General features: G+C 34.2%; 21 protein-coding genes and 1 tRNA gene. 14 read left to right on the forward strand and 8 right to left on the reverse strand.

Annotated elements, in window-relative coordinates; all coding sequences use genetic code 11:
* Both K7G79_RS14795 and K7G79_RS08665 read left to right on the forward strand, forming a co-directional pair.
* A partial coding sequence (locus K7G79_RS14795) for a T9SS type A sorting domain-containing protein (protein WP_223551268.1) occupies nucleotides 1-103 on the forward strand: 103 nt, incomplete at its 5' end.
* Nucleotides 103-372: a hypothetical protein gene (locus K7G79_RS08665; protein WP_223551077.1), complete on the forward strand. Its 270-nt coding sequence runs from the start codon at nucleotides 103-105 to the stop codon at nucleotides 370-372. The genes K7G79_RS14795 and K7G79_RS08665, both read left to right, overlap by 1 nt.
* A 387-nt stretch (nucleotides 373-759) precedes the next feature.
* On the opposite strand, the gene K7G79_RS08670 is transcribed toward K7G79_RS08665, so the two are convergent.
* A tRNA-Phe gene (locus tag K7G79_RS08670) sits at nucleotides 760-832 on the reverse strand.
* Between the two features lie 151 nt (nucleotides 833-983).
* Between K7G79_RS08670 and K7G79_RS08675 the strand changes: the two genes are divergently transcribed.
* The 7 genes from K7G79_RS08675 to K7G79_RS08705 all read left to right on the forward strand — a co-directional run bounded on the left by K7G79_RS08675 (nucleotide 984) and on the right by K7G79_RS08705 (nucleotide 8,857).
* Nucleotides 984-1,712, forward strand: a complete 729-nt coding sequence (locus tag K7G79_RS08675) for a type III pantothenate kinase (protein WP_223551079.1) — start codon at nucleotides 984-986, stop codon at nucleotides 1,710-1,712.
* Nucleotides 1,712-3,022 (forward strand): hypothetical protein, encoded by a 1,311-nt coding sequence (locus K7G79_RS08680; protein WP_223551081.1) that lies wholly within the window; start codon nucleotides 1,712-1,714, stop codon nucleotides 3,020-3,022. Before K7G79_RS08675 ends, K7G79_RS08680 begins: the two co-directional genes overlap by 1 nt.
* 25 nt (nucleotides 3,023-3,047) lie before the next feature.
* The gene (locus K7G79_RS08685; protein WP_223551084.1) at nucleotides 3,048-4,427 is read left to right on the forward strand and encodes a hypothetical protein; all 1,380 of its coding nucleotides are present in this window, start codon (nucleotides 3,048-3,050) and stop codon (nucleotides 4,425-4,427) included.
* On the forward strand, nucleotides 4,427-4,981 hold the full coding sequence (gene lptC, locus K7G79_RS08690) for an LPS export ABC transporter periplasmic protein LptC (RefSeq protein WP_223551086.1): 555 nt from the start codon (nucleotides 4,427-4,429) through the stop codon (nucleotides 4,979-4,981). Before K7G79_RS08685 ends, lptC begins: the two co-directional genes overlap by 1 nt.
* An 84-nt stretch (nucleotides 4,982-5,065) precedes the next feature.
* Complete coding sequence (locus K7G79_RS08695) at nucleotides 5,066-5,254, forward strand: hypothetical protein (RefSeq protein WP_223551088.1); 189 nt, start codon at nucleotides 5,066-5,068, stop codon at nucleotides 5,252-5,254.
* A gap of 4 nt (nucleotides 5,255-5,258) precedes the next feature.
* Nucleotides 5,259-6,548 carry a hemolysin family protein gene (locus K7G79_RS08700; RefSeq protein WP_223551090.1) on the forward strand — a complete coding sequence of 430 codons (1,290 nt, stop codon included), beginning with the start codon at nucleotides 5,259-5,261 and terminating at the stop codon, nucleotides 6,546-6,548.
* Nucleotides 6,549-6,700: 152 nt separating this feature from the next.
* Nucleotides 6,701-8,857 carry a SurA N-terminal domain-containing protein gene (locus K7G79_RS08705; RefSeq protein ID WP_223551092.1) on the forward strand — a complete coding sequence of 719 codons (2,157 nt, stop codon included), beginning with the start codon at nucleotides 6,701-6,703 and terminating at the stop codon, nucleotides 8,855-8,857.
* Nucleotides 8,858-8,909: 52 nt separating this feature from the next.
* Here K7G79_RS08705 and K7G79_RS08710 read toward each other — a convergent pair whose 3' ends face one another.
* Together K7G79_RS08710 and K7G79_RS08715 are read right to left on the reverse strand one after the other, a co-directional pair.
* Nucleotides 8,910-9,875 carry a GYDIA family GHMP kinase gene (locus K7G79_RS08710; protein ID WP_223551093.1) on the reverse strand — a complete coding sequence of 322 codons (966 nt, stop codon included), beginning with the start codon at nucleotides 9,873-9,875 and terminating at the stop codon, nucleotides 8,910-8,912.
* Between the two features lie 3 nt (nucleotides 9,876-9,878).
* Nucleotides 9,879-11,201, reverse strand: coding sequence for a hydroxymethylglutaryl-CoA reductase, degradative (locus K7G79_RS08715; protein WP_223551095.1), 1,323 nt, complete (start codon nucleotides 11,199-11,201; stop codon nucleotides 9,879-9,881).
* Between the two features lie 240 nt (nucleotides 11,202-11,441).
* Here K7G79_RS08715 and K7G79_RS08720 point away from each other — a divergent pair, with 240 nt between their 5' ends.
* The 5 genes from K7G79_RS08720 (at nucleotide 11,442) to K7G79_RS08740 (ending at nucleotide 17,986) form a co-directional block, all read left to right on the forward strand.
* Entirely contained in the window at nucleotides 11,442-13,676 is a 2,235-nt protein-coding gene (locus K7G79_RS08720) for a S9 family peptidase (protein WP_223551097.1), read from the forward strand.
* Between the two features lie 18 nt (nucleotides 13,677-13,694).
* Nucleotides 13,695-15,086 (forward strand): peptide MFS transporter, encoded by a 1,392-nt coding sequence (locus tag K7G79_RS08725; protein ID WP_223551099.1) that lies wholly within the window; start codon nucleotides 13,695-13,697, stop codon nucleotides 15,084-15,086.
* A 10-nt stretch (nucleotides 15,087-15,096) separates the two neighbouring features.
* Nucleotides 15,097-16,860 (forward strand): peptide MFS transporter, encoded by a 1,764-nt coding sequence (locus K7G79_RS08730; RefSeq protein ID WP_223551101.1) that lies wholly within the window; start codon nucleotides 15,097-15,099, stop codon nucleotides 16,858-16,860.
* Nucleotides 16,861-16,971: 111 nt separating this feature from the next.
* The gene (locus tag K7G79_RS08735; protein ID WP_223551103.1) at nucleotides 16,972-17,436 is read left to right on the forward strand and encodes a thioredoxin family protein; all 465 of its coding nucleotides are present in this window, start codon (nucleotides 16,972-16,974) and stop codon (nucleotides 17,434-17,436) included.
* A gap of 4 nt (nucleotides 17,437-17,440) precedes the next feature.
* Nucleotides 17,441-17,986, forward strand: coding sequence for a thioredoxin fold domain-containing protein (locus K7G79_RS08740; protein WP_223551105.1), 546 nt, complete (start codon nucleotides 17,441-17,443; stop codon nucleotides 17,984-17,986).
* Between the two features lie 5 nt (nucleotides 17,987-17,991).
* Here K7G79_RS08740 and K7G79_RS08745 read toward each other — a convergent pair whose 3' ends face one another.
* The 5 genes from K7G79_RS08745 to surE all read right to left on the reverse strand — a co-directional run bounded on the left by K7G79_RS08745 (nucleotide 17,992) and on the right by surE (nucleotide 22,970).
* Nucleotides 17,992-20,031, reverse strand: a complete 2,040-nt coding sequence (locus tag K7G79_RS08745) for a ComEC/Rec2 family competence protein (RefSeq protein WP_223551107.1) — start codon at nucleotides 20,029-20,031, stop codon at nucleotides 17,992-17,994.
* Nucleotides 20,032-20,106: 75 nt separating this feature from the next.
* A complete protein-coding gene (locus K7G79_RS08750; protein ID WP_223551108.1) occupies nucleotides 20,107-20,649 on the reverse strand; it encodes a C40 family peptidase in 543 nt (180 codons plus the stop codon).
* Between the two features lie 3 nt (nucleotides 20,650-20,652).
* Nucleotides 20,653-21,771 (reverse strand): lipid-A-disaccharide synthase, encoded by a 1,119-nt coding sequence (gene lpxB / locus K7G79_RS08755; protein ID WP_223551110.1) that lies wholly within the window; start codon nucleotides 21,769-21,771, stop codon nucleotides 20,653-20,655.
* 129 nt (nucleotides 21,772-21,900) lie between these two features.
* Nucleotides 21,901-22,182 (reverse strand): hypothetical protein, encoded by a 282-nt coding sequence (locus K7G79_RS08760; protein ID WP_223551112.1) that lies wholly within the window; start codon nucleotides 22,180-22,182, stop codon nucleotides 21,901-21,903.
* A gap of 11 nt (nucleotides 22,183-22,193) precedes the next feature.
* Nucleotides 22,194-22,970: a 5'/3'-nucleotidase SurE gene (gene surE, locus K7G79_RS08765; protein ID WP_223551270.1), complete on the reverse strand. Its 777-nt coding sequence runs from the start codon at nucleotides 22,968-22,970 to the stop codon at nucleotides 22,194-22,196.
* Between the last annotated feature and the right edge of the window lie 243 nt (nucleotides 22,971-23,213).

Genomic DNA, 23,213 nt, shown 5'->3' on the forward strand with positions numbered 1-23,213 from the left:
TAACAACAACTATTTTAATGTTGAACTCTTAACAGAAGGAGTATATATTTTAAGAATCACTCAAGGTGATAAAATGTCTACGTTTAAGTTTTTTAAAGAATAATGACATTAGAAGAATTTAATAGTTTAACCCATGATGAAAAACTTTATGCTGTAGTGGATAATGGGGTTTTCTTAGATAACTATGTTACGTCAGAGTTAAGAATAAACCTTTATTCACTGGATAAATTTTATGTTGAGCTTGTTTATGATGGTGAATTAAACAAGGTCATTGAAGTTAAAGCATTGACTTTTTCATCTAAAGCTTTAAAAACTTCTCGAAGTTGTATCTGTTTATTTATATCAATGCTATCTTCCATATACATAATATAAACTTTTCAAGCATAAAATAATTGTACTGAAAAAAATTTTGCATTTAATTTTTTTTGAAGCTTATTTAAAAATAGGATGAACTACCCTAATAAAAAGACACCCCCTATCATGTAATTTGTCGAAGCACCCCAGGTCGAAAAAAACGAACTTTTTAAACCAGAGACTTTTTTTGAGCAACACCAAAAGGTTTTGAGTTTTTTAAAAAGATATACCAGGTAACAGGATAAGACGGTGGTTATTACCTTAAGTGGGAAAGATTTAATCTGAATAGGTTTAGATGGGTTAATTTTATAACAATTTATTCGATGTTGTCCCGAATGTTGTCCCTTTTAAAAATTAAAAAACCCTTAAAAGTTTGATAACCAAACATATAAGGGTTTAATTAAGTGGTACCTCCAGGAATCGAACCAGGGACACAAGGATTTTCAGTCCTTTGCTCTACCAACTGAGCTAAGGTACCTCGCCAAAGCGGATGCAAATATATTCATTTTTATTATTTGCCAAAAGAAAATTTAAAAAAAACACTATTTACAGCTTGTTGCCAATAATTATGAGATATTTAAGATTTAAATTCGGACTGTTTTGTAGTTTTACACTTTATCCATAAGGGTATGAATTTAGTAATAGATGTAGGAAATTCGTTTGTAAAGCTAGCCATTTTTAATCAAAATAAATTACAGCATAAAGAAACTGTAAGGATGGATGCTTTTGTGGATGCAATTAGTTCCATTGCAAGTACACAGCCTGAGATTAAAAAGGCTGTGGTGTCTTCTGTTGCGCGATTAGACGCAGAGCAAAAAGAAACTTTAAAAAAGAGGTTTGAGCTTTTTGAAATTAACCATAAAACAAAAGTGCCATTTAAAAATTGTTACAAAACCCCTAAGACTTTAGGGGTGGACAGGATTGTATTAGTGAGTGCATCGGTACTTAAGTTTCCAAATAGTAATGTGCTTATTGTAGATGCAGGAACTTGTGTGACTTTCGATTTTGTTACAGCAAATAAGGAATATTTGGGAGGGGCTATTTCACCCGGAATTAGAATGCGTTATCAATCTCTTAATCATTTTACTGTCAATTTACCGCTACTCGATACTCAAATGCCTGATAATATAATTGGAAACTCCACCAAAGCTTCAATGCATTCTGGTGTTGTGAATGGACTTGTAAATGAAATTGAAGGTGTAATTTCTGAGTATAAACAAAAATATTCGGATTTAACAGTAATTTTAACAGGTGGAGATGCTAATTTCTTGTCTAAACAATTAAAAAGTAGCATATTTGCCAACTCTAATTTTTTATTAGAGGGACTAAATTATATTTTACAATTTAATTCAAATTGATGATAAAAAAACTTGTAGTAGTTTTTATTGCTGTTTTTGCAATTCATAGTTATTCTCAGGAAGGTACAGCTTCTCCATATTCATTTTATGGTATAGGTAGTTTAAAATTTAAAGGCACTGTAGAGAATAGAAGTATGGGCGGGTTGAGTGTATATACAGATAGCATTCATGTTAACCTTAGGAATCCTGCTTCTTATGCTGGAAGTAATCTGGAGATGTATGGTAATGATAGTAGACCGGTAAAGTTTACGGTTGGAGGCAGCTATTCTAGTATGAGTTTAAAGAGTGATAGTAGTATGGACAATGCGTCGTCTACAACATTTGATTACATCGCGTTATCTGTACCTCTTGGAAAATTCGGAATGGGATTTGGGCTTTTGCCATATACTGCAGTGGGTTATAAGTTGGAAGCTTTAAATGATAATGGTGGTTTGGAAAACAGGTTTACTGGTCAAGGAGGGGTTAATAAAGCGTTTTTGGGATTTGGCTATCAATTTACTAAAGAGTTAAGTATTGGAGTTGATGCCCACTACAATTTTGGAAATACTCAAAATAGCATCGTTGAATTTAGGTACGATGACCAAAATGTGCCATTGCAATATCAAACCCGGGAAAATAATAGATCCGATCTAAGTGGTTTAAATTTTAACTTGGGACTTTCTTATAAAGCTATGTTTAGTGAGAGATTAGAGTTTGTTTCAGGGGTTACCTTAACACCAAAAAGTAATTTAACCTCGCAAAATAAACGTTCTTTTTCAACAATAACCATAAACTCTAATGGCGATGAGTTTGTAGTAAGTCAAATAGAGACCGATTTGGAAGCATTAGGCTTGTTGGAAACAGAACTCACCTTGCCTTCAAAGTTCTCTTTTGGAGCTGGTATTGGTGAACCTAGAAAATGGTTTATGGGTGCCGAGTATACTTCACAAAAAACAAGTGAATTTAACAATCCGCTCTACCAAAATACAACACTAGCATCGTACGAAGATGCGTCCACTATATCTATAGGTGGTTTTTTTATACCACAATATAATACCGCCAGCTACTTAAAAAGAACAGTTTATAGGGCAGGATTGCGTTTTGAGAAAACAGGGTTGCTAATTAAGGATGAGTCAATTAAAGAGTTTGGCATATCTTTTGGGGTAGGTTTACCTGTTGGAGAGTTTGGTGATTTTTCCAATGCCAATTTTGGAGTTGAAATAGGAAAACGTGGAACTACCAACAGCCATCTAATACAAGAGAATTTCATTAATTTTAGATTAAGCTTATCTTTGAACGATAGATGGTTTATGAAACGAAAATATAATTAACAGTAACATAGGAGAAATTATTATCATGAAGACGAAAATTACTTTACTAACATTAATGCTTTTTGTACTTAACATAAGTTTTGCTCAGCAAGACGAAGAATGTATGACAAAGCTTTCCATATTTCATGAATATGTAAAAGCAAAAAACTTTGATGCAGCCTACGAACCATGGATGGCAGTAAGAAACAAATGCCCAAAATTTAATAATGCTATTTATGTAGATGGAGAGAAAATATTAGACTATAAAATAGAAAACACTTCTGGTGCTGAAAAAGTAGCTTTTATTAATGATTTGATAAAACTATGGGAAGAACGTGGTGAATACTTTCCAAGTAAAACCCCAAAAGGAGAGTATGCAGCTAAAGCTTGCCAATTGATGTACGAGTATAGAAAGGAATTGAATAAATCCAAGTTGGAGTTGTATGAATGTTATGATGCTGCTTATAAATTGGATAAGGCTACATTTACAAACCCCAAAAGTCTGTATACCTATTTTTCTTTAATGGTTGATTTATATGATGCTAAACAAAAGCCTGCTGCCGAATTATTCGACAAATATGATGATGTTGTAGAAAAGGTAGAAGATGAAGTAAAGAATTATTCTGAAAAGCTAAATGAGCTTATTGAAAAGGAAGATGCCGGTACAGATTTAGCCAGTAAAGAAAAAAAATACAAAAAATATTACGAGAGTTATTTAAATGCTTATGATCAAATTTCTGGTAGTATTGATTCTAAATTAGGTGATAGAGCAAATTGCGAAAACTTGATTCCATTATATGAAAAAGGTTTTGAAGAAAATAAGGGTAATGCTATTTGGTTGCAACGGGCTGCAGGCAAAATGTCTGAAAAAGAATGTACCGATGATCCATTGTTTTTTAAGTTAGTTAATGCCTATCACGAATTGAGTCCTTCTGCAAATTCTGCTTACTATTTGGGTATATTAAAAGATAAGGAAAAAAAATCTACTGAAGCTATTGCTTTTTACAAGCAAGCCATTGATTTAGAAACCGATAATTTCAAGAAATCTAAATTAGCCTACAAAGTTGGTACTGCCTTAAAGAAGAGAGGAGCTTACGGACAAGCAAGGGGATATTTTAGAGATGCCTTAAAATTGAACCCATCTAATGGTCGTCCGCATTTGGCAATTGCGGCAATGTATGCAGCGAGTGCCAAAGATTGTGGTGATACTAATTTTAATAAACGAGCAGTATACTGGTTGGCGGCCGATGAAGCAGCTAAAGCCGCTAGGGTTGACCCAACACTTAAAAAGGCAGCTTCACAATCTGTAGCGAACTATATGGCTAAGGCGCCGTCTAAGTCTGAAATATTTGAATGTTCTTGCTCTGGTCAAGTGATAAAAATTGGATGCTGGATAGGACTTTCGGTTACAGTACCAAAAGTGTAATGCTTCAAATAAAAACATATAACTTATCAATCATAGTCACCGTGCTTACGGTGGCTATGTTTTTTTCTTGCAAAGATAATTTTAAGGATGTGCAGAATATGGGGATTTCAGAAAATGAACCTGTTGGCATCGCCGAAAATTTCAATTATAAGTATACCGATTCCGGTAAAATTAGAGCTGTTCTTATAAGTTCCAGGATGTTGGATTTTTCTAATAGGGAATTTGACTATTTTGAATTTCCAGAGGGTATAACACTCGATTTGTTTGATGATGAAAATAATAAAAGTGTGGTGGTGTCCGATTATGCGATTAACTACGGAAAAACAAATTTGATCGATTTGCAGGGCAACGTACGTATCATGACCCATAAAAAAGACACTCTATTTGCAGAACAACTCTATTACGATTCCGATAAGAACTGGATTTTTACCAATAAGCCAGTGATCTTTAAAACGGCAACCGATATTATTCACGGTAATATTTTTGATTCTGATACGGATTTTAACAAAGCTAATGTTCTTGACCCTACAGGGAATATAAGCGTCGAAGATTAATTTCTTAATCAGATTTAATACATTTCTTAGTTTTAAGTATCTTTACAGAGAATTAATTTTAACAGTTTTAGATTACTTATCCAAATGAGATATTCAAAATTTTTTCAATACGCCTATTTAATTTTTGCGATATTATTTATTTACGATGCCATTAACAAGTATGTTAACGAGGGTGTTGTAGCTTATACTTCTTTGTTATTGGCAGCAACAGCTGTCTTTATGTTTTTCTTTAGAAGGCGATTTGCCAAAAAAATGGCAAATAAAGACCAATAACTAAATGAGTGTTGAACTTGTTGTCATAATTAGCTCTTTACTTTTGTCGGCTTTTTTTTCGGGTATGGAAATTGCCTATGTGTCTTCAAACAAAATTCACATTGAAATTGAAAAAAAGCAAGAAGGTTTGTTGGCCGCCATATTAAGGAAACTAACAGCAAAGCCTTCAAAATTTATTGCTACCATGCTTATTGGTAATAATATAGCTTTGGTGGTTTATGGACTGTTTATGGGAGATGTATTGGTGGCTTGGTTTCAAACACAACTACCATCACAATCAGCTTTTTTAAATTACATGTTTACCGAACTGAGTTTGTTGTCGCAAACCATTATTTCTACTATAGTTATTTTAATTACTGCAGAGTTTTTGCCAAAGGTGTTTTTTCAAGTATATGCCAATACCTTAATTAAGGCTTTGGCATTTCCGGCATATATATTTTATGTGCTTTTTACATTTGTCTCAGATTTTGTGATTTGGATTTCCGATACCGTGTTAAGAACTTTTTTTAAAACTGAAGGAGACCAAATTCAATTGGCATTCACTAAAGTAGAATTGGGCAATTATATAAGCGAGCAAATGGAATCGGTTGAGGAACATGATGAAGTGGATTCTGAAATCCAGATTTTCCAAAATGCCTTGGAGTTTTCCGAAGTGAAGGCCCGTGAGGTTATGGTGCCTAGAACCGAAATTATTGCGGTAGAGATAAATGAATCCATAAAAACATTAAATGCACTTTTTACTGAATCGGGATGTACCAAAATATTGGTTTATAAAGAAACTATAGACGATATTTTGGGATATGTGCATTCGTTCGAACTGTTTAAAAAGCCCAAAACTATTAAGTCGGTAATGCTTCCCGTTGAGTTTGTGCCAGAAACTGTACTCATTAAGGATGTGTTGGGAGTGCTTACCAAGAAACATAGAAGTATAGCTGTTGTGTTAGACGAATATGGTGGCACATCTGGCATTATGACGGTTGAGGATATTGTTGAAGAGTTGTTTGGAGAAATAGAGGATGAGCATGATACTGCCGAATTGATTGAGGAACGGCTTGATGGAAATACATTTAAATTTTCGGCACGAATGGAGGTCGATCAAATTAACGAAACCTATAAATTAAACCTTCCAGAAAGTGAAAATTATGAGACTTTAGGAGGCTTAATTGTTAACCATACAGAAGAAATTCCGGAACAGAACCAAGTGGTTACCATCAATACATTTCAGTTTACCATTTTGGAAGTTTCCAATACCAAAATAGATTTGGTAGAACTTAAACTTATGGAAGAAAACTAGCTCGCTTAAAGTTTAACCAATAATTGCAATCTTCTTCTTTTATTATTAAATAGAAAATGGTATTTTCGCGCACGATATTTTGCTTAATAGAGCATGTACCTATAATTAACAAGAAAAATCCAGTATTACTGGTTTAAAATAAGATTTCAAAAATGGCAGTTTTAAATAAGATTAGACAACGTTCGCTTTTTTTAATACTAATAATTGCATTAGCATTGTTTTCATTTGTGTTAGCCGATTTGTTTAAAAATAGTGATGCATTAACATCAAAATCACAAAATATTGTTGCTACCATTAATGGTAAGGATATTACACGTGAGGACTTTGTACAAAAGGTTGAAGTTGCGCAAAGAAATGCAGGGCCTTCTGCAACAAACACACAGATAGCTAACCGTATATGGGATCAGGAGGTTAGAAAAGCAATAATGGAATCACAATACGAAGAATTGGGTATTTCTGTGGAACAGGACAAAATGCGTGATTTAATAAAGGCGTCCTTGGCGACCAATCCGCAATTTTTAAATGAAGCAGGGTTGTTTGACGAAAATAAGTTAAACGAATTTATAGCTAATTTAAAGGAAATTGCACCTCAACCAGGTTTTTTTAATGGACAGCCCATTACGTATTCAGATTGGACTAACTACGAACAAAATATAGCTTCTGGTGCGTTACAGCAAAACTATTATAATTTGGTAAAGGCCGGTTTAACAGGAACTTTGGCAGAAGGGGAATTAGAGCATAAATTGGATGGCAATAAAGTAGATGTCAAATATATACAAGTGCCTTATACGTCTATTCCTGATAGTATCATTACAGTTTCTAAATCTGATATTTCAGCCTATATTAAGGCGCATAAAAAACAATTTGAAGTAGAAGCCTCTAGGGATATTCGTTATGTGGAATTTAAGGAAGAAGCCACTCTTGAAGATGAAGAGGCTATAAAAGCAGAATTGGAGATGTATTTAAACGGACGTTTGGTTGATGAAACGGGTAGAAAAGATACAATTGTTGCCTTTTCGCAAGTGGAGAATCACGCCGATTATATTAACTTAATAGCAAGTTCAAACCAAAAGTTTGAAGACCGTTTTGTGTTTAAAAATAACCTGCCTACAGAATTTGCAGACAGCATTTATAATTTAAATGTAGGTGAAGTGTATGGGCCTTATAAGCATGATGGTAGTTTTAAGTTAACCAAGCTTATTGCCGAAAAGAACATACCGGACTCGGCTAAGGTAAGACACATATTAATTCCTTTTTTGGGAGCAAGAAGTGCAACTCCAGAAGTAACGCAAACTGAAGTTGAAGCTGAAGCGACAGCCGATAGTTTATTGACAGTACTTAAAAAAGATCGTTCTAAATTTCCTGAGTTTGTCAAGGAGTTTTCATCAGATCAGGGTAGTGTTGAAAACGAAGGGCGTTACGATTGGCATCCATACAATACTATGGTCCCTGAGTTTAACGATTTTGAATTTGAAGGTAATGTTGGTGATTTAGGAGTTGTAAAAACTGTTTTTGGTTTCCATATTATTGAAATCGAAGGTCAAAAAGACAAAAAGCGAGCCGTAAAAGTTGGTACCATTTCTAGAAAGATCGAACCTTCCGAGGCTACTATAAACGAAGTGTTTAGAAACGCCTCTAAATTTGAGGTTGATGTTGATAAAAAAGACTTTCAAGAAGTTGCAACCGAAGCAGGATATACAGTTCGTCCTATTAATGGTATAAAAATATTGGACGAGAATATTACAGGAATAGGAAGTCAAAGGCAAATTGTACGTTGGACTTTTAAAGATGAAGCTGAAGTAGGTGACATTAGTCGTTTTACCATTCCTTCAGGTTATGCCATTGTGCAATTGGTAGCTAAGCACGATAAAGGCTTAATGGCAGTGGAAGATGCGTCTGCTACAGTATTGCCAGAAATACGTAAGGAGAAAAAAGCCCAAATGATCAAAGACCGGATTTTAGCGACAACTTTAGAAGACGTTGCAGCAGCTGAAAATACTTCAGTAAGGTCGGCTTCGGCTATTACTATGAAATCGCCTACGCTTTCTGGAGCAGGAAGGGAACCCTTAGTGGTTGGTGCGGCCTTTGGGTTGGCAGAAGGAGAAACTTCAGGTTTGATTGTGGGTGACAGAGGCGTGTATATGATTCAAGTAACTAAAGTAACCCCAGCTGTTGAATTGGATAATTACCAAGCAGCAGCCAATAGGGTGGAGCAACGTAAAACAAGCGCAGTAACTACAAAAGTATACAATGCCTTAAAAGCTACTGCCGATATTGAAGATAACAGGGCGAAAACCCAGGTACAATAAGAAAATAGTTTATAATAATCGTTAAAAAAATGCTCCATAAATTGGAGCATTTTTATTTAATAATATCAGTGTAATTTAAAATGGTAGTATAGCCTTTGCTTTCAAAATAGGCTTTGGGGTTTTCTTTTGAAGCCACTAAAATAAAATCACCACCCCAGGCTCCTAAACTCTTAATGCTACCATTAAAATCACTAAATAGGAGGTCTTTTACCTTAGTTTGATTGGTGGCTTTTGAAATTATGGTTTCATGTTGCTCTACTAAACGTTCAAATTCAATTAAGGATGTACAACTTAGTATGGCCTCAGTAATCGCATTGATGCTTTTAATGGTGTTGCTTAAATCGAACATATTGTTTTTATAATGCGCTATACCCGATCGGCTATTCTGTTTTTTGTTTAGATATACAAAATATAGCTGCTTTTTAAAGGGCGGATTAAAATCTGCGGCCAAAACTTCTGGTGTATTATATTTTAATTGATACGTAATAGGTGAATTGTGCTGAGCACAAGCAATATCGTAACCACTTCCACCAAAAGTACGCTCTAAGAGTTCATAAGGGTCGATATTAAACCATTGTGCAATGTTGTTAATTAATGTAGACGAGGTGCCTAGGCCCCAATTTATTGGGAAGTCCAATTGAGTTGAGATTTTAAAACCGTTTCCTTTTATTTTATCCCCGTTTTCATCGTAATCATCATAGTGTTTACTAAAAAAATCTTTGTTTAGTCTTACAGCATGATATAATATGGTTAAAAGTGTTTTTGAAATACCATTGGGCATGGTTTTAATTTTAACTTCGTAAACAAAAGGAAAGCAAATCTCTTCAAAGTGGTAGTTTTCTTCAAACCAGATGTTTCCTTTTTCATCTAAGCTTTGCCATACAATCATTCTTTTATCAATTGGAGTGATGCTTAGAGACTGTCCTAAGCTTGTTGGAAGAGCTAAAGCTTTAGCACCATCAAGAACAACATATTCTGCTGTAAGTAGTAGTTTGCCGTTGCTTAAAAAGGTTTGCATCTGTTAATCCTTTAATCGTAAATTCTGTAAGGCTTCTGAAACAGCACTATGCGATACAGTGTTCGATTTAAAATGTTCGACTAGTACTTGTTTTTCACTATCGTTAGCCCCAAACAGATTTAAAATATTCATTAAGTGCATTTTCATATGACCTTGCTGAATACCCGTTGTGGTAAGTGAGCGTAATGCTGCAAAATTCTGTGCCAATCCAGCTACTGCAACAATTTGCATTAACTCCTTGGCCGACGGATGATGTAACAATTCTAAAGCCAACTTCACCAAAGGGTGTAGTTTGGTGAGTCCACCAACCGTACCAAGAGCCAATGGAATTTCAATCCAAAATTTAAATACCCCATCTTCAATAGAGGCATGGCTTAAACTGCTATACCGACCCTGTCGAGAGGCATAAGCATGTACACCAGCTTCGATGGCCCTAAAGTCATTACCTGTAGCTAAAACCACTGCATCTATACCGTTCATAATGCCTTTGTTATGGGTTACAGCACGATACGGCTCTATCTCAGCAATATTAACGGCCTGTACAAACTTATGAGCAAAAGCTTCGCCAGAGATACTATTGCTTTCACTCAAATCTTCAACCTTGCAGCTCACTTCTGCTCGAACTAGACAATCAGGAACATAATTGGATAAAATACTCATAACAATTTCAATTTGTTTTTCTTGGTAGGAAAATAAATTGAAGGATTGAGCTTGATTTTTAAACGTTTTAGCAAATTGCTCTAAACAAGAATTAATGAAATTGGCACCCATAGCGTCTAGGGTTTCAAAAGAAACATGTAATTGAAAATAGCCCGGTATTTCATTTGTTTTATTGCGCAATTCAATGTCTAAAACACCACCACCCCTAGCGGTCATGTTTTTTGTTATAGAAGTAGTATCATTTAAAAGCTGGGGCTTAACCTGTTTAAAAAACGTTTTAAGTTTATTAAAATCACCGTGATACATGAAATGAACCTGGCCAATTTTTGTAGTAGAAATCACTTTAGTTTTAAATCCGCCTCGATCTAACCAAAACTTTGCCGCCTTGCTTGCAGCAGCTACGACAGAACTTTCCTCAATAGCCATAGGAATAGTATAGATTTTGTCGTTAATGAGGAAATTAGGCGCTACTCCTAACGGTAAATAATAATTGGTTATGGTGTTTTCTATAAACTCATCATGAAGCTGTTGGATCTTTGTATTAGTGTTCCAATATTGTTTAATAATATCTTTTGCTTCTTTGGAATTAGAAAAATATGTATTAACTATCCATTCAATTTTTTTTGTCTTGGATAGCTTAGAAAAACCAGAAATAGATTTGCTCATAAGTTAGTCGATTTCAGTGCAAAGATACTACTCTTGCTATGAATATTGAATATCTTAAAAATGAGTGGCTTATTTATATGTTAATAATTATCGTTTTTGCATAATTTTTAGTAAACTTGACGTCATTTTAAGAAATAAATATTTTTTTGTCTAATAATCCTTGATTTGTAATTTTTTAGTTTGCTGAAAACTTACAATCTTAGAGATAATTTGAAAATAATAAAGACCAGTAACTCACGGATGAAGTATCTTAAATTTCCCCTAATCTTTTCCCTTTTCTTAACTACCATTTTATCGGCGCAAAATAAAACTATTGCTCTTGAAGAGATTTGGAATGGAACATTTAGAACAGAAAGCATGGATGTATTGCATTCTATGAAGAATGGCCAACAATATTCGGTGCTTAATTTTAATAGAGCGACACGAAGTACTTCAGTTGATATTTACGATTATAAAACCTTAAGCAAGGTAAAAACACTTATTAGTTCGAGTGATATTGACGAACTGCAGTATTTTACTGATTATACTTTTAGTGATGATGAGTCTAAGGTATTACTGGCTACAAATGAAGAAGCCATTTATAGGTGGTCAACACTAGGTAATTATTTCGTTTATAACATAACAGAGGGATCTGTAATTGCAATTTCCGAAGAAAAAATACAGGAACCCACATTTTCACCCGATGGCAACAAAGTGGCTTATGGATATAACAACAATTTGTATATAAAGGATTTGAATTCGCATGAGACCATTCAAATCACCTTTGACGGTAAAAAGAACGAAATCATAAATGGAATTACCGATTGGGTTTATGAAGAAGAATTTGCTTTTGTTCGTGCGTTTGAGTGGAATACAGGTAGTAATAAGATTGCCTTTATTAGGTTTGATGAAACCAATGTGCCTGAGTTTTCTATGGATGTTTATGGTACTGGCTTGTATCAAACGCAACAGGTGTTTAAATACCCTAAAGCAGGTGAGGCTAATTCCATAGTTTCGCTTCATATTTATGATATTGACAATAAAACCAAAGAAGAAGTGAATGTGGATAAGTATTATAATGATTTTTATATTCCACTAATTAAATGGACCAATCATCCAAATATTTTAAGTGCACAATATATGAACCGACACCAAAATGTATTGGATTTATGGTTTATTGATGCTAAAAAAAATACAACCAAATTGGTGCTTACTGAAACCGACAAGGCTTATGTTGACATAACCAACAACCTTACCTTTTTAAAGGACAATAGTTTTATTTGGACCAGTGAAAAGGATGGTTATAACCATATTTATCATTACGATAATGGTGGTAAACTTATCAATCAGGTTACTAAGGGGAAATGGGAAGTTACCGATTATTATGGTTACGATGAATCTACCAATACCATTTTTTATCAATCGGTTGAAAATGGTTCTATCAATAGAGATGTATACTCTATTAAATTAAACGGACGCGATAAAAAACGATTGACCAAAAGTGAAGGCACCAACAGTGCCTCTTTTAGTGCAGACTACTCTTATTTCATCAATACCTTTTCAAGTGCTACCACACCGCCAGAATATACCCTTAACAGTGCGGCATCTGGTAACTTAATTAAGAGTATTGTTGATAACGATATCTTGTCGCTAAACCTATCCAATTATAAAACATCCAAAAAGGAATTTAGTACCATACATGTTAATGGTAATGACCTAAACATGTGGATGATTAAACCAGTAGATTTTGATGAAAACAAGCAGTATCCACTGTTAATGTATCAGTATTCAGGTCCTGGATCACAGGAAGTGGCAAATCAATGGAATAATGCAAACGATTACTGGTATCAACATCTAGCACAGGAAGGATATATTATAGCCTGTGTAGATGGACGTGGAACAGGGTTTAAGGGAGCGGCTTTTAAGAAAATGACTCAAAATGAATTAGGTAAATATGAAGTAGAAGACCAAATAGCTGCTGCAAAACAGTTAGGCGAATTGCCGTATGTGGACACTAGTAGGATTGGTGTTTGGGGCTGGAGTTATGGTGGGTTTATGAGTAGTAATTGTTTGTTTAAAGGTAGTGATGTGTTTAAAATGGCCATTGCGGTGGCACCTGTTACCAGTTGGCGCTTTTATGATTCCATCTATACCGAACGGTATATGACTACCCCTCAGGAAAACCCTAATGGTTACGACGATAATTCTCCTTTAAGCCATGTAAATAAATTAAAAGGCGATTTTTTGTTGGTTCATGGGTCGGCAGACGATAATGTACATCTGCAGAATACCATGCGTTTGGCAGAAGCCCTAATACAGGCAGATAAACTTTTTGATTGGGCGGTATACCCAGACGATAATCACGGTATTTATGGAGGTAATACTAGATTACACTTATATAAAAAAATGACCCGTTTTATTCATGAAAGACTTGGAGACAAAAGGGAACAGCAAAAGAAGAAAAAAGAGCAAGAGAAATTAGAGTTAAAAGGATAACTAAATAAAAAAAGATATATGGTAAATTCAACATCAATAAAACAAAAAGAGCTATTTGGACACCCATTAGGACTATATGTACTTTTCTTTACAGAAATGTGGGAACGCTTTTCATATTACGGAATGAGGGCAATATTAGTCTTATATCTAGTGCAATCAACTACAGATTCTAATGCAGGTCTGGGGTGGTCTAATGGAGAGGCTTTAGCTTTATATGGTTGGTACACCATGCTGGTATATGTAATGTCTATTCCAGGAGGATGGATAGCAGATAAGTTTCTGGGGCAGAAAAAGTCAGTGCTTTATGGAGGAATTCTTTTAGTTGCAGGTCATAGTATTTTAGCTGTAGAGCAAATGTGGGCATTTTATTCAGGCCTAGGTTTGATTATTGCTGGAGTTGGGATGCTAAAACCTAACATTTCTACAATGGTTGGGGGGTTGTATAAACAAGGAGATATTAGAAGAGACAAAGGGTTTACAATTTTTTATATTGGGATTAATGTAGGCGCTTTTTTGTCAAGCTTAATTGTTGGTTACGTTGGAGAAGTTCATGGATGGCATTATGGTTTTGGTCTTGCAGGTATCGGTATGGCTTTGGGATTAATTCAGTATTTGATTGGACAAAAGTATTTAAGACATGTAGGTAATTTTTTAGGGGCTTCAAGAGATGAGGAAGAAAAAGAAATGATGAAAAAACCTTTAACTAAGGTTGAAAAAGATAGGGTAGTTGTGTTATTTATTTCATTTTTATTGGTAATTGTTTTTTGGGGAGCCTTTGAACAGGCAGGTGGATTAATGAATATTTATGCAAAAGAAAATACTAATAGGATGTTAATGGGATGGGAAGTTCCTGCCTCATGGTTTCAATCACTAAACGCTATGTTTATCATATTTTTAGGAACTTCGGTTGCAGCATATTGGGCAAATAGAAAATTAAAAGGAAAAGTATCAACATCATTGTTTAAAATGATAATTGGTTTAATCATAATGGGAACAGGTTTTTTCTTCATGTCTGCAGCGGCTTCAGAATTTAACAGTACAGGAGCCTCTGCAATGTATTGGCTGGTATTGGCTTATTTATTTCATACTATTGGGGAGTTATGTATTTCACCTGTTGCATTATCTTACATCACTAAGCTTGCACCAGTAAAGTATGCATCTTTAATGATGGGAATTTATTTTGCAATGACAGGCTTTGGAAATAAGTTGGCTGGCCTGTTAGGAGAATCGGCAGAGGGACTTGGAGAATTTACTGTATTTACAGGAATAGCTGTGTTTTGTGTTACATTTGGGGGGTTAGTATTGATTTTAAGAAAAAAACTAGAGTATTTAACCCACAATGCTGAAGATAATGAAAAAGAAATGCATTATGATGAAACAGAAGGCTTTGAATTAGCAGATACTAACTAAACTATATATTATGAATAACAATTCAACAGACCATTTTTTTAAGGACAAAGTATTAGGACACCCTTCTGGGCTATTTGTGCTATTTTTTACTGAGATGTGGGAACGCTTTTCATATTACGGAATGCGAGCCATTTTGGTTATATTTTTAACAGGAGCCATTTTAGGCGATAATCCAGGATGGGGTTGGAGTACATCGGCAGCATTATCGCTTTTGGGTACTTATGCTATGCTGGTATATCTTACGCCTTTAATGGGGGGCTGGTTGGCCGATAACAAGATAGGATACAGAAGAGCTGTGGTGATAGGGGCATTGCTAATGACTTTAGGACATGCTTCTATGGCTGTAGAAACACCTTTATTCCTCTATATTGGTATTGGATTACTTATTTTTGGAAATGGGTTTTTTAAGCCTAATATGACCTCTATTATTTCAAGAATGTATGAAGGACATGATGAGAAAAAGGATGGTGCATACAACATCTTTTATATGGGTGTGAATGCAGGGTCTTTCTTAGGAATCATGCTTTGTGGCTGGGTAGGTGAGAAAATTGGCTGGAGTTATGGCTTTGGTTTGGCAGGAGTTTTCATGTTGTTAGGCATGCTTCAGTTTTATTATGCCCAAAGTATTTTTGGAAATATAGGTGATAAGCCATTAAAAGTTAAAGATAATAACAATAAAAGCAACACTAACTCAATTAAAGCGACCGTAAAACTTAATCGCTTTTTAACGATTGATTATATTTTAATTGTGGTTTTTACAATTTCTGCTCTTATTTTCATAATTAACGACCCACTAAGTAAAATAGGAGATATACAAACCCTTAATTTTTCAATAGCAGGAATGACGGATTCCCTGTTTTTTGCTTTGTTGGCTGCAATTGCATTTATTCTGTTATTAATTATAAGAATTCCAAGATATATAGTTTTAGAGCGTGACAGAATGATTGCTTTTGCTATATTTTGTGTTTTTACTATATTCTTCTGGGCCGCTTTCGAGCAAGCTGCTGGGTCTTTGCCAGTTTATACAAGAGATTTTACCAACCGTTTATTAGAAGGCGGAGCAGCAACAACTTTTAAAATTGTAGATTTAATTGTTACTGTGGTCCCATTGGCTATTATTACATATGTGTTATGGAGTTTGTTTAGAAAAACATTTAATAGAATAGGACTTTCTAATGCTATACTTGGGACTAGTTTTGTTATAGTCTGGGGCATTGTTTTGTACAAACTTTATATTGAATTTCAAGCCACAGAAACAGAGGTACCTGTTACTTGGTTTGCTATATTAAACCCATTGTTTATTATCATGTTTGCCCCGTTATTCACAAAATGGTGGGATAGTAGGTTCAATCCACAGGCTTCGGTTAAATATTTCTTGGGTTTAGCACTTTTAGGTGTCGGATTTGGATTTTTGGCTTTTGGTGCTATGAGTGTTCCTGCTGGAGCAAAAACTGCTAGTTTAAGTATGGCTTGGTTAGTTTTAGCTTATTTATTCCATACCTTAGGGGAGCTGTGCTTGTCACCTATGGGGCTGTCTTATTTGAGTAAATTGATTCCAGCCAGAATGGTGGCTTTTATGTTTGGTGTTTACTACTTGGCCATAGCTATTGGTAATAAATTGGCCCATTATGTGGGAGGGGATATTGAAAAAATAACCAATGAGCATGGATTATCAACTTTCTTCTTGATATTTACCATTATCCCTATTGCATTAGGTTTGATCTCATTAATGTTAAATCCTTTGTTGAAAAAACTCATGCATGGCGTGCGTTAATCGAATAAAACGTTAAAATAAACTCAAAAAGCACCTGTTAAGGTGCTTTTTTTGTAAGTTAGGAATGGATTTTGGAACTAATATTTCATTTGAAATTAAAAATATTCATTTATGAAGAGAATTATACCAACTATTGTGCTAACCATTTTTGTAAATACTCTAGTAGTAGCTCAAGAATTAACATGGCATACCGATATGACCAAGGCCTCTGAAATTGCCATAAAGGAAAATAAACCTGTTATGATGTTTTTTACAGGCTCCGATTGGTGTGGATGGTGCAAACGACTTCAAAAAGAAGTGTTTGAGACCCTTGATTTTCAAACTTGGGCTAAGGACAACGTGGTTTTAATGGAATTAGATTTTCCAAGACGAACGGCTTTAGATCAAGCGACTAAAGTTCAAAATTATCAATTGCAACAAATTTTTAAGGTAAGCGGTTACCCAACCGTGTTTTTTGTAAACCCGGAAAAGAAGCCTGATGGAAAAATGAATTTAAATAGTTTGGGGAGAACGGGCTATGTTAGGGGTGGTGCCCAAGAATGGTTGACTGTTGCAAATAATTTTATAAATAAATAGAAGAATGATCAAAACTATATTGTTTTCAATAATAGCTTTGGTATCACTTAATGTGGTAGCCCAGGAAATCAATTGGGTAACATTGGATGAGGCTTTGGCGCTTCAAAAGAAAACACCAAAAAAAATAGTGATGGATGTCTATACTAATTGGTGTGGTCCATGTAAAATGTTGGATAAAAATACCTTTCAAAATAAAGATGTGGCAGACTATGTAAATAAGCATTATTATGCGGTTAAATTTAATGGAGAAGGAAATGAAGTTGTGACCTTCGATAATAAGACATTTGAAAATCCAAATTATAATGCTGCGAATGCTAATAGACGTAATGCCGCACATCAATTAACAAGTTACTTGCAAGTTAGTGCCTACCCTACAATTGTTTTTATAGATGAAGCCGGTAAAGTGATAGCACCAATAAGAGGATACAAAGTGCCAACTGAATTAGAGTTATATTTAAAAATGTTTAAGCAAGACGATCATAAGACCATTGATACTCAAGAAAAGTTTAATGATTATTATAGAGCTTTTAAGCCTGAGTTTGAAGGTTAAATTGTTTAGTCATCTATAATGTAAGCTCCCATCTCGTTGGTGTTATGAAATGGGAGTTTTCTTTTATTACAAATTACTTTCCATTGTTCAATATATGATTTGTAATTGCTGCCATCTGCAATAATTTGTTTGGGTCTTACTGAATCGATTACTCGATTAAGATTTACTTTTGGAGATTGGCGTAATAGAATATAATCAGGTTTAAAAGACTTTACGTTATATGCACCTATGCTGTCAACAATCAACAACGTTTTTTTGTTTAAGAGGTATACTGGTCGAAAAGAGTCTAACTCAACAGTATTAATATGATTTCCTACCACATAATTTTTAATGCTATTTTCATGAGTTGGTTCTTCTATATTTAAGTCGTACGCTATTTTTATATGGTTGTGTGTGACATTTCCAATAATGGTATGTTTGTTCTTTTGAAATATGATAAACTGGTTATTGGGTTTTTTATAAAATGTAGCTATTACAGATAATTGCATAAAAAGCACACCAATTAAAACATACCTTAGGGTATAGTAACTGGGCTTAATTAAATAACGAACAATTGTTATAATAAGGACATAACTTGCAACGACATACAGTTCGTTAAAAGGTATGTCGGTAATTAAAAATTCCTTTTTTTCTGAGATCCAACCAACAAAATGATTCATAGAACGAATAATGTTAACATAAAAATTAATCAAGGGAACTGGTAATATATTTACAACAGCAAGACCAATAACAAGCATGCCTATGGCAAGAATCAATCCCAGTACGGGTATGATTATTAAATTTGATATAAAAAATAAACTAGGGAATTGATGAAAGTAAAACAGGCTTATAGGTATAATACCCAACTGAGCAGAAATGGTGACAGTTAGGGTATGCCAGAGTTTATCAACTAGCCAATATTTAGATTGGTAAAGTTTGTATAGTATAGGGTCAATTGTTACGATGCCAAAAACAGCGAGATAACTTAACTGAAACCCTACATCAAATAAAAATAAAGGTTTAAAAAGCAATATAATAAACATACTTATGGCCAGTGTGTTATAAATGTTTGTTGGTCGTTTTAAGTTTGCAGCAATGGCAACCACACTAAACATGGTAACTGCACGTGTTACAGAGGCAGAAAGTCCGGCGATAATTGCAAAACCCCATAACAAACTAATAAGTAGTGCCATTTTAATTAACTTACCATGTTTAAATTGTTCTAAGGGTTGAAATAAAAAGCTTAAAATTAATAATACAATACCCACATGCAATCCCGAAACAGCTAAAATATGTATAGCTCCAGCATTAGTGTAATTGGTATAAATGGCTTCACTTATGTCCTGTCGTTGACCCAATAACAGCGCATTGATGATAGCTACCTCATCAGGAGGTAAATTGTAATTTTTAAGTTTGGAATTAATGTGACTTCTGATGCTATCAGCTAAACCAAAAATTGTAAGGTGCTTATTGCGAGTGTTAAAAAGCCACTCATTATTAATATGGATTTGATGATATATGTATTGTTTTTCTAAATAGCTTTTATAGTTAAATTGATTGGGGTTAAGTGGAGTATTGATTTCTTTTAACGGTGTATGACTTTTATATACTTGATCTACTTTTAGGTAAGGTTTTAGGGAATCTTTTTTAAGATTTAAAAGGACTTTACCCATAACATCATTACCATTTACATCCAAAATGGTAACTACATATTTATCATAATAATTAGTAGGTTTTAAAACTTCACGAACACTGAATGTAATTTTTGTAAGCGAATCATTAGATTTGTTTAGGTAATGGGAATAATGGGAATAAAACTGTTTTTGATTATGACTATGAACCGTAAAAATACCTAATGTTATTAGTGTTAAATAACTAAAAGCTCCAAACCAAATACTTCTCTTAAATGATTGATAACTTTTTAATAAAAGAAATAATATTGCAGAAAACAGAAAAACAATACTGTAAATTAGGATTTTATAACCAATAGAAAAGTAATAGCCAATTATTATACCTATGATTAAGCAAAAGGTTAATTTTATTATAGTAAAATTTAGTAGGCGCATACTGTATAAATATAAAGAAATATCCTAATTTTAAGAGTATTGCTTTCAAAAATGTAATGACTGTATTATCGGGAATTAATCTATATAACGCCTTGCTTCAAAAAACGTATTGGACCAATAGGCTTCAGAAAGAAATGATGTGATAACACCTCTTTTAGTGGTTGAGTGGATAAATGTAATATCCCTGTTTTTTACTTCAATAACCAGACCAACATGGTTAATGGTATGGCGTCTGCTTTTACTGGTTTTAAAGAAAAGTAAATCACCTTTTTGAATATTCTTTAATGCTATTCTATAACCTTTTTTTGCCATGTCCCTAGAAATTCTAGGCAAAAAAATGTGATGTGCCCTAAAAGATTCAAACACCAAACCAGAACAGTCCATGCCAGAGGTTGTTGTGCCACCCCATTTGTATCGAACGCCTTCAAAATTTTTAGCATAGTTTGCAATACTGTCCTGTAAGCTAACTATTTTAAAAGTAGTAGATGTGTTGGTATTTTCTTCGGAATTTTTTAGCCCTTCTGTAAAAGTTTTGGTTTTAAAAGCTTTAGCCCTTTTGGAAGATTTACAATTGCTGAAACTTAAAATGATGAGAAGAAGCACTAAAATTTTTCGCATTTCCTATCTTAAGTTTTGAATCGATTTAAAAATTAGATCAGCTGTTTTTCCACTGGCACCTTTACCTCCTAATTTTTTTTCCAAGTCATAATAATCCAAGAAAAACTTGGTGCGTTCGTCAGGATTTAAAATAATATCCAATTCCTTCTTAAGCTGCATAGTGTTAAAATCCTTTTGAATAAGTTCTGTCACTACTTTTTTATCCATTATTAAATTTACCAACGAAATGTATTTAAGGGTAATAATACGTTTGGCAATTTGATATGAAATGTTACTGCCTTTGTAGCAAACTACTTGGGGTACTTTAAACAAAGCTGTTTCCAAAGTGGCTGTTCCCGATGTCACCAATGCAGCATTAGAGATACTTAACAAATCGTAGGTTTTGTTATTCACAAAGCCCACATTAAAATTCGAGATAAATGGTTTATAAAACTCGAAATCTTGACTAGGAGCGCCCGCAATTACAAATTGATATTTGGGATAATCATCAACTAAGCTAAGCATCACCGACAACGTTTTTGTTATTTCTTGCTTTCTGCTTCCTGGTAATAAGGCGATAATAGGTTTGTCGTTCAACAAATACTGTTTTCTAAATGCGTACTCGTCTACTTGTCTTCGATCTGAAATTGCATCAATTAGTGGATGGCCAACAAAGGTAACATCGTAACCATAGGTTTTGTAAAAAGCCTTTTCAAAAGGCAATATCACATACATGGCGTCGATATCCCTTTTTATCGCATGTACTCGCTTAACACGAGAAGCCCAAACTTGTGGTGAAATATAATAGTTGGTTATGTAACCTTTTTGTTTGGCCCATTTGGCAATACGCAGGTTAAAACCAGAGTTGTCTATAAAAATAATGATATCTGGACAGTAACTTTCAATATCATTTTTGCACAGGGAAATATCTTTAAAAATTTTCGATAGATTTCTAAGGACTTCAACAAAACCCATAAAGGACCGTTCCTTGTAATGTTTTACTAAAGACCCGCCAACAGCCTGCATTAAATCACCGCCCCAAAATCTAAAATTGGCGTTAACATCCTTTTTCAATAAAGCCTTCATAAGGTTGGAGCCATGTAAGTCTCCTGATGCTTCACCTGCTATAATGTAATACTTCATTAGTTGTTAATATTGGCTGTTGAATTAATGATTGTTGGCTGTTGAATTAATGATTGTTGGCTGTTATTTTCGTTATTGTGCGTTTCCTTTTTTGATTAAAATATAATATGCTGAATCAGTTAGCTAAATTTAGAATAATTTAAAGACAAATGTAAATACTGCTATAAAAACTGTTATTAGCAACACACCACGTGCACGGTAATCTTGTTTTTTTTTAATGAATACAAAAAAGGCAATCAAGTTTAAAATAGCGGCTAGACTAATAAGCTTCCCTAAAAAGCCTTCGTTTGCAGCTGCTTGGATAACTTTAATAAAGTCATCTCCCTGTCCCAACAATGTGGCTGTAAAAAATAAGCCTATTGCATTTGCAACCAAGCCAACAAATATGCCAATAAAAATGTCCTTTTTCATCTATTTCAATGTTATAATTTAAATTTCCAGTTTCTAATATGTTTAATATGCTCATGTGCCGTTAAATCAAATTGTACCGGGACCACCGATACATAATTGTTGGACAATGCCCATTCATCGGTATCTTCACCATGATCCAAGTTTACAAATTTGCCCGTTAACCAATAGTAATCCTTGCCTTGTGGATTAATTCGCTTGTCGAATTCCTCAACCCAATTGGCACGCGCTTGTCTGCAAACTTTAATCCCCTTAACAGCCTGTTCTGATATATCTGGAATATTAACGTTTAAAACCACTCCATTGGGCAAACCATTGGTCAATACATTTTCTGTGATAGTTTTTACATAAGGGATGCAAGAATCAAACTTAGCATTCCATTTGTAATTTAATAGCGAAAAACCTATAGCGGGAATACCCTCAATGCCAGCTTCAATAGCTGCACTCATGGTGCCTGAATAAATAACATTGATGGATGAGTTAGAGCCATGGTTAATTCCAGAAACACACAAATCGGGTTTTCTGTCCAATAATTCCCTTATACCCAACTTAACACAATCGGCCGGTGTTCCAGAGCAGCTATATTCTTTATGGTCGCCTTCATTATGGTGAAGCTCTTCAGCATAAAGCGTAGAGTCTAGGGTAATGGCATGTCCCATACCACTTTGTGGACTGTCCGGTGCAACTACAATAACTTCGCCAATTGTTTTCATTATGGTTATTAAAGTACGAATACCTGAGGCATTTATACCATCGTCGTTAGTAATTAAAATTAAGGGCTTTTTGTTCATTATAGTTGATTTTACATCGCTAAAATACACAATTTCATCTGTTTTTTTCATTGCTTTTTAGAGGTTGTGTTTTGTTAGTTTTAGCATAGTAATGAAGCTTTATTCTATATGGAAGTAAAGGACTTAATACTGAAAGAATGATTCTTGTAGCGTTCAATAACGTTTTATCGTTTTGGTTTCCTAGGTAAAGGCCATATTTCTTTGGTTTAACAAAAATTTAGTGTTAATAGCGTCTGTTGGCAT

The organism is Aestuariivivens sp. NBU2969 (assembly GCF_019931125.1).
Classification (GTDB): Bacteria; Bacteroidota; Bacteroidia; order Flavobacteriales; family Flavobacteriaceae; genus Aestuariivivens; species Aestuariivivens marinum.

What these genes read in the sequence shown, in the direction of transcription:
- K7G79_RS08665 (WP_223551077.1), top strand. Translation starts at nt 103, where the DNA reads ATGACATTAGAAGAATTTAATAGTTTAACCCATGATGAAAAACTTTAT.
- K7G79_RS08675 (WP_223551079.1), top strand. Translation starts at nt 984, where the DNA reads ATGAATTTAGTAATAGATGTAGGAAATTCGTTTGTAAAGCTAGCCATT.
- K7G79_RS08680 (WP_223551081.1), top strand. Translation starts at nt 1,712, where the DNA reads ATGATAAAAAAACTTGTAGTAGTTTTTATTGCTGTTTTTGCAATTCAT.
- K7G79_RS08685 (WP_223551084.1), top strand. Translation starts at nt 3,048, where the DNA reads ATGAAGACGAAAATTACTTTACTAACATTAATGCTTTTTGTACTTAAC.
- lptC (WP_223551086.1), top strand. Translation starts at nt 4,427, where the DNA reads ATGCTTCAAATAAAAACATATAACTTATCAATCATAGTCACCGTGCTT.
- K7G79_RS08695 (WP_223551088.1), top strand. Translation starts at nt 5,066, where the DNA reads ATGAGATATTCAAAATTTTTTCAATACGCCTATTTAATTTTTGCGATA.
- K7G79_RS08700 (WP_223551090.1), top strand. Translation starts at nt 5,259, where the DNA reads ATGAGTGTTGAACTTGTTGTCATAATTAGCTCTTTACTTTTGTCGGCT.
- K7G79_RS08705 (WP_223551092.1), top strand. Translation starts at nt 6,701, where the DNA reads ATGGCAGTTTTAAATAAGATTAGACAACGTTCGCTTTTTTTAATACTA.
- K7G79_RS08710 (WP_223551093.1), bottom strand. Translation starts at nt 9,875, where the DNA reads ATGCAAACCTTTTTAAGCAACGGCAAACTACTACTTACAGCAGAATAT.
- K7G79_RS08715 (WP_223551095.1), bottom strand. Translation starts at nt 11,201, where the DNA reads ATGAGCAAATCTATTTCTGGTTTTTCTAAGCTATCCAAGACAAAAAAA.
- K7G79_RS08720 (WP_223551097.1), top strand. Translation starts at nt 11,442, where the DNA reads ATGAAGTATCTTAAATTTCCCCTAATCTTTTCCCTTTTCTTAACTACC.
- K7G79_RS08725 (WP_223551099.1), top strand. Translation starts at nt 13,695, where the DNA reads ATGGTAAATTCAACATCAATAAAACAAAAAGAGCTATTTGGACACCCA.
- K7G79_RS08730 (WP_223551101.1), top strand. Translation starts at nt 15,097, where the DNA reads ATGAATAACAATTCAACAGACCATTTTTTTAAGGACAAAGTATTAGGA.
- K7G79_RS08735 (WP_223551103.1), top strand. Translation starts at nt 16,972, where the DNA reads ATGAAGAGAATTATACCAACTATTGTGCTAACCATTTTTGTAAATACT.
- K7G79_RS08740 (WP_223551105.1), top strand. Translation starts at nt 17,441, where the DNA reads ATGATCAAAACTATATTGTTTTCAATAATAGCTTTGGTATCACTTAAT.
- K7G79_RS08745 (WP_223551107.1), bottom strand. Translation starts at nt 20,031, where the DNA reads ATGCGCCTACTAAATTTTACTATAATAAAATTAACCTTTTGCTTAATC.
- K7G79_RS08750 (WP_223551108.1), bottom strand. Translation starts at nt 20,649, where the DNA reads ATGCGAAAAATTTTAGTGCTTCTTCTCATCATTTTAAGTTTCAGCAAT.
- lpxB (WP_223551110.1), bottom strand. Translation starts at nt 21,771, where the DNA reads ATGAAGTATTACATTATAGCAGGTGAAGCATCAGGAGACTTACATGGC.
- K7G79_RS08760 (WP_223551112.1), bottom strand. Translation starts at nt 22,182, where the DNA reads ATGAAAAAGGACATTTTTATTGGCATATTTGTTGGCTTGGTTGCAAAT.
- surE (WP_223551270.1), bottom strand. Translation starts at nt 22,970, where the DNA reads ATGAACAAAAAGCCCTTAATTTTAATTACTAACGACGATGGTATAAAT.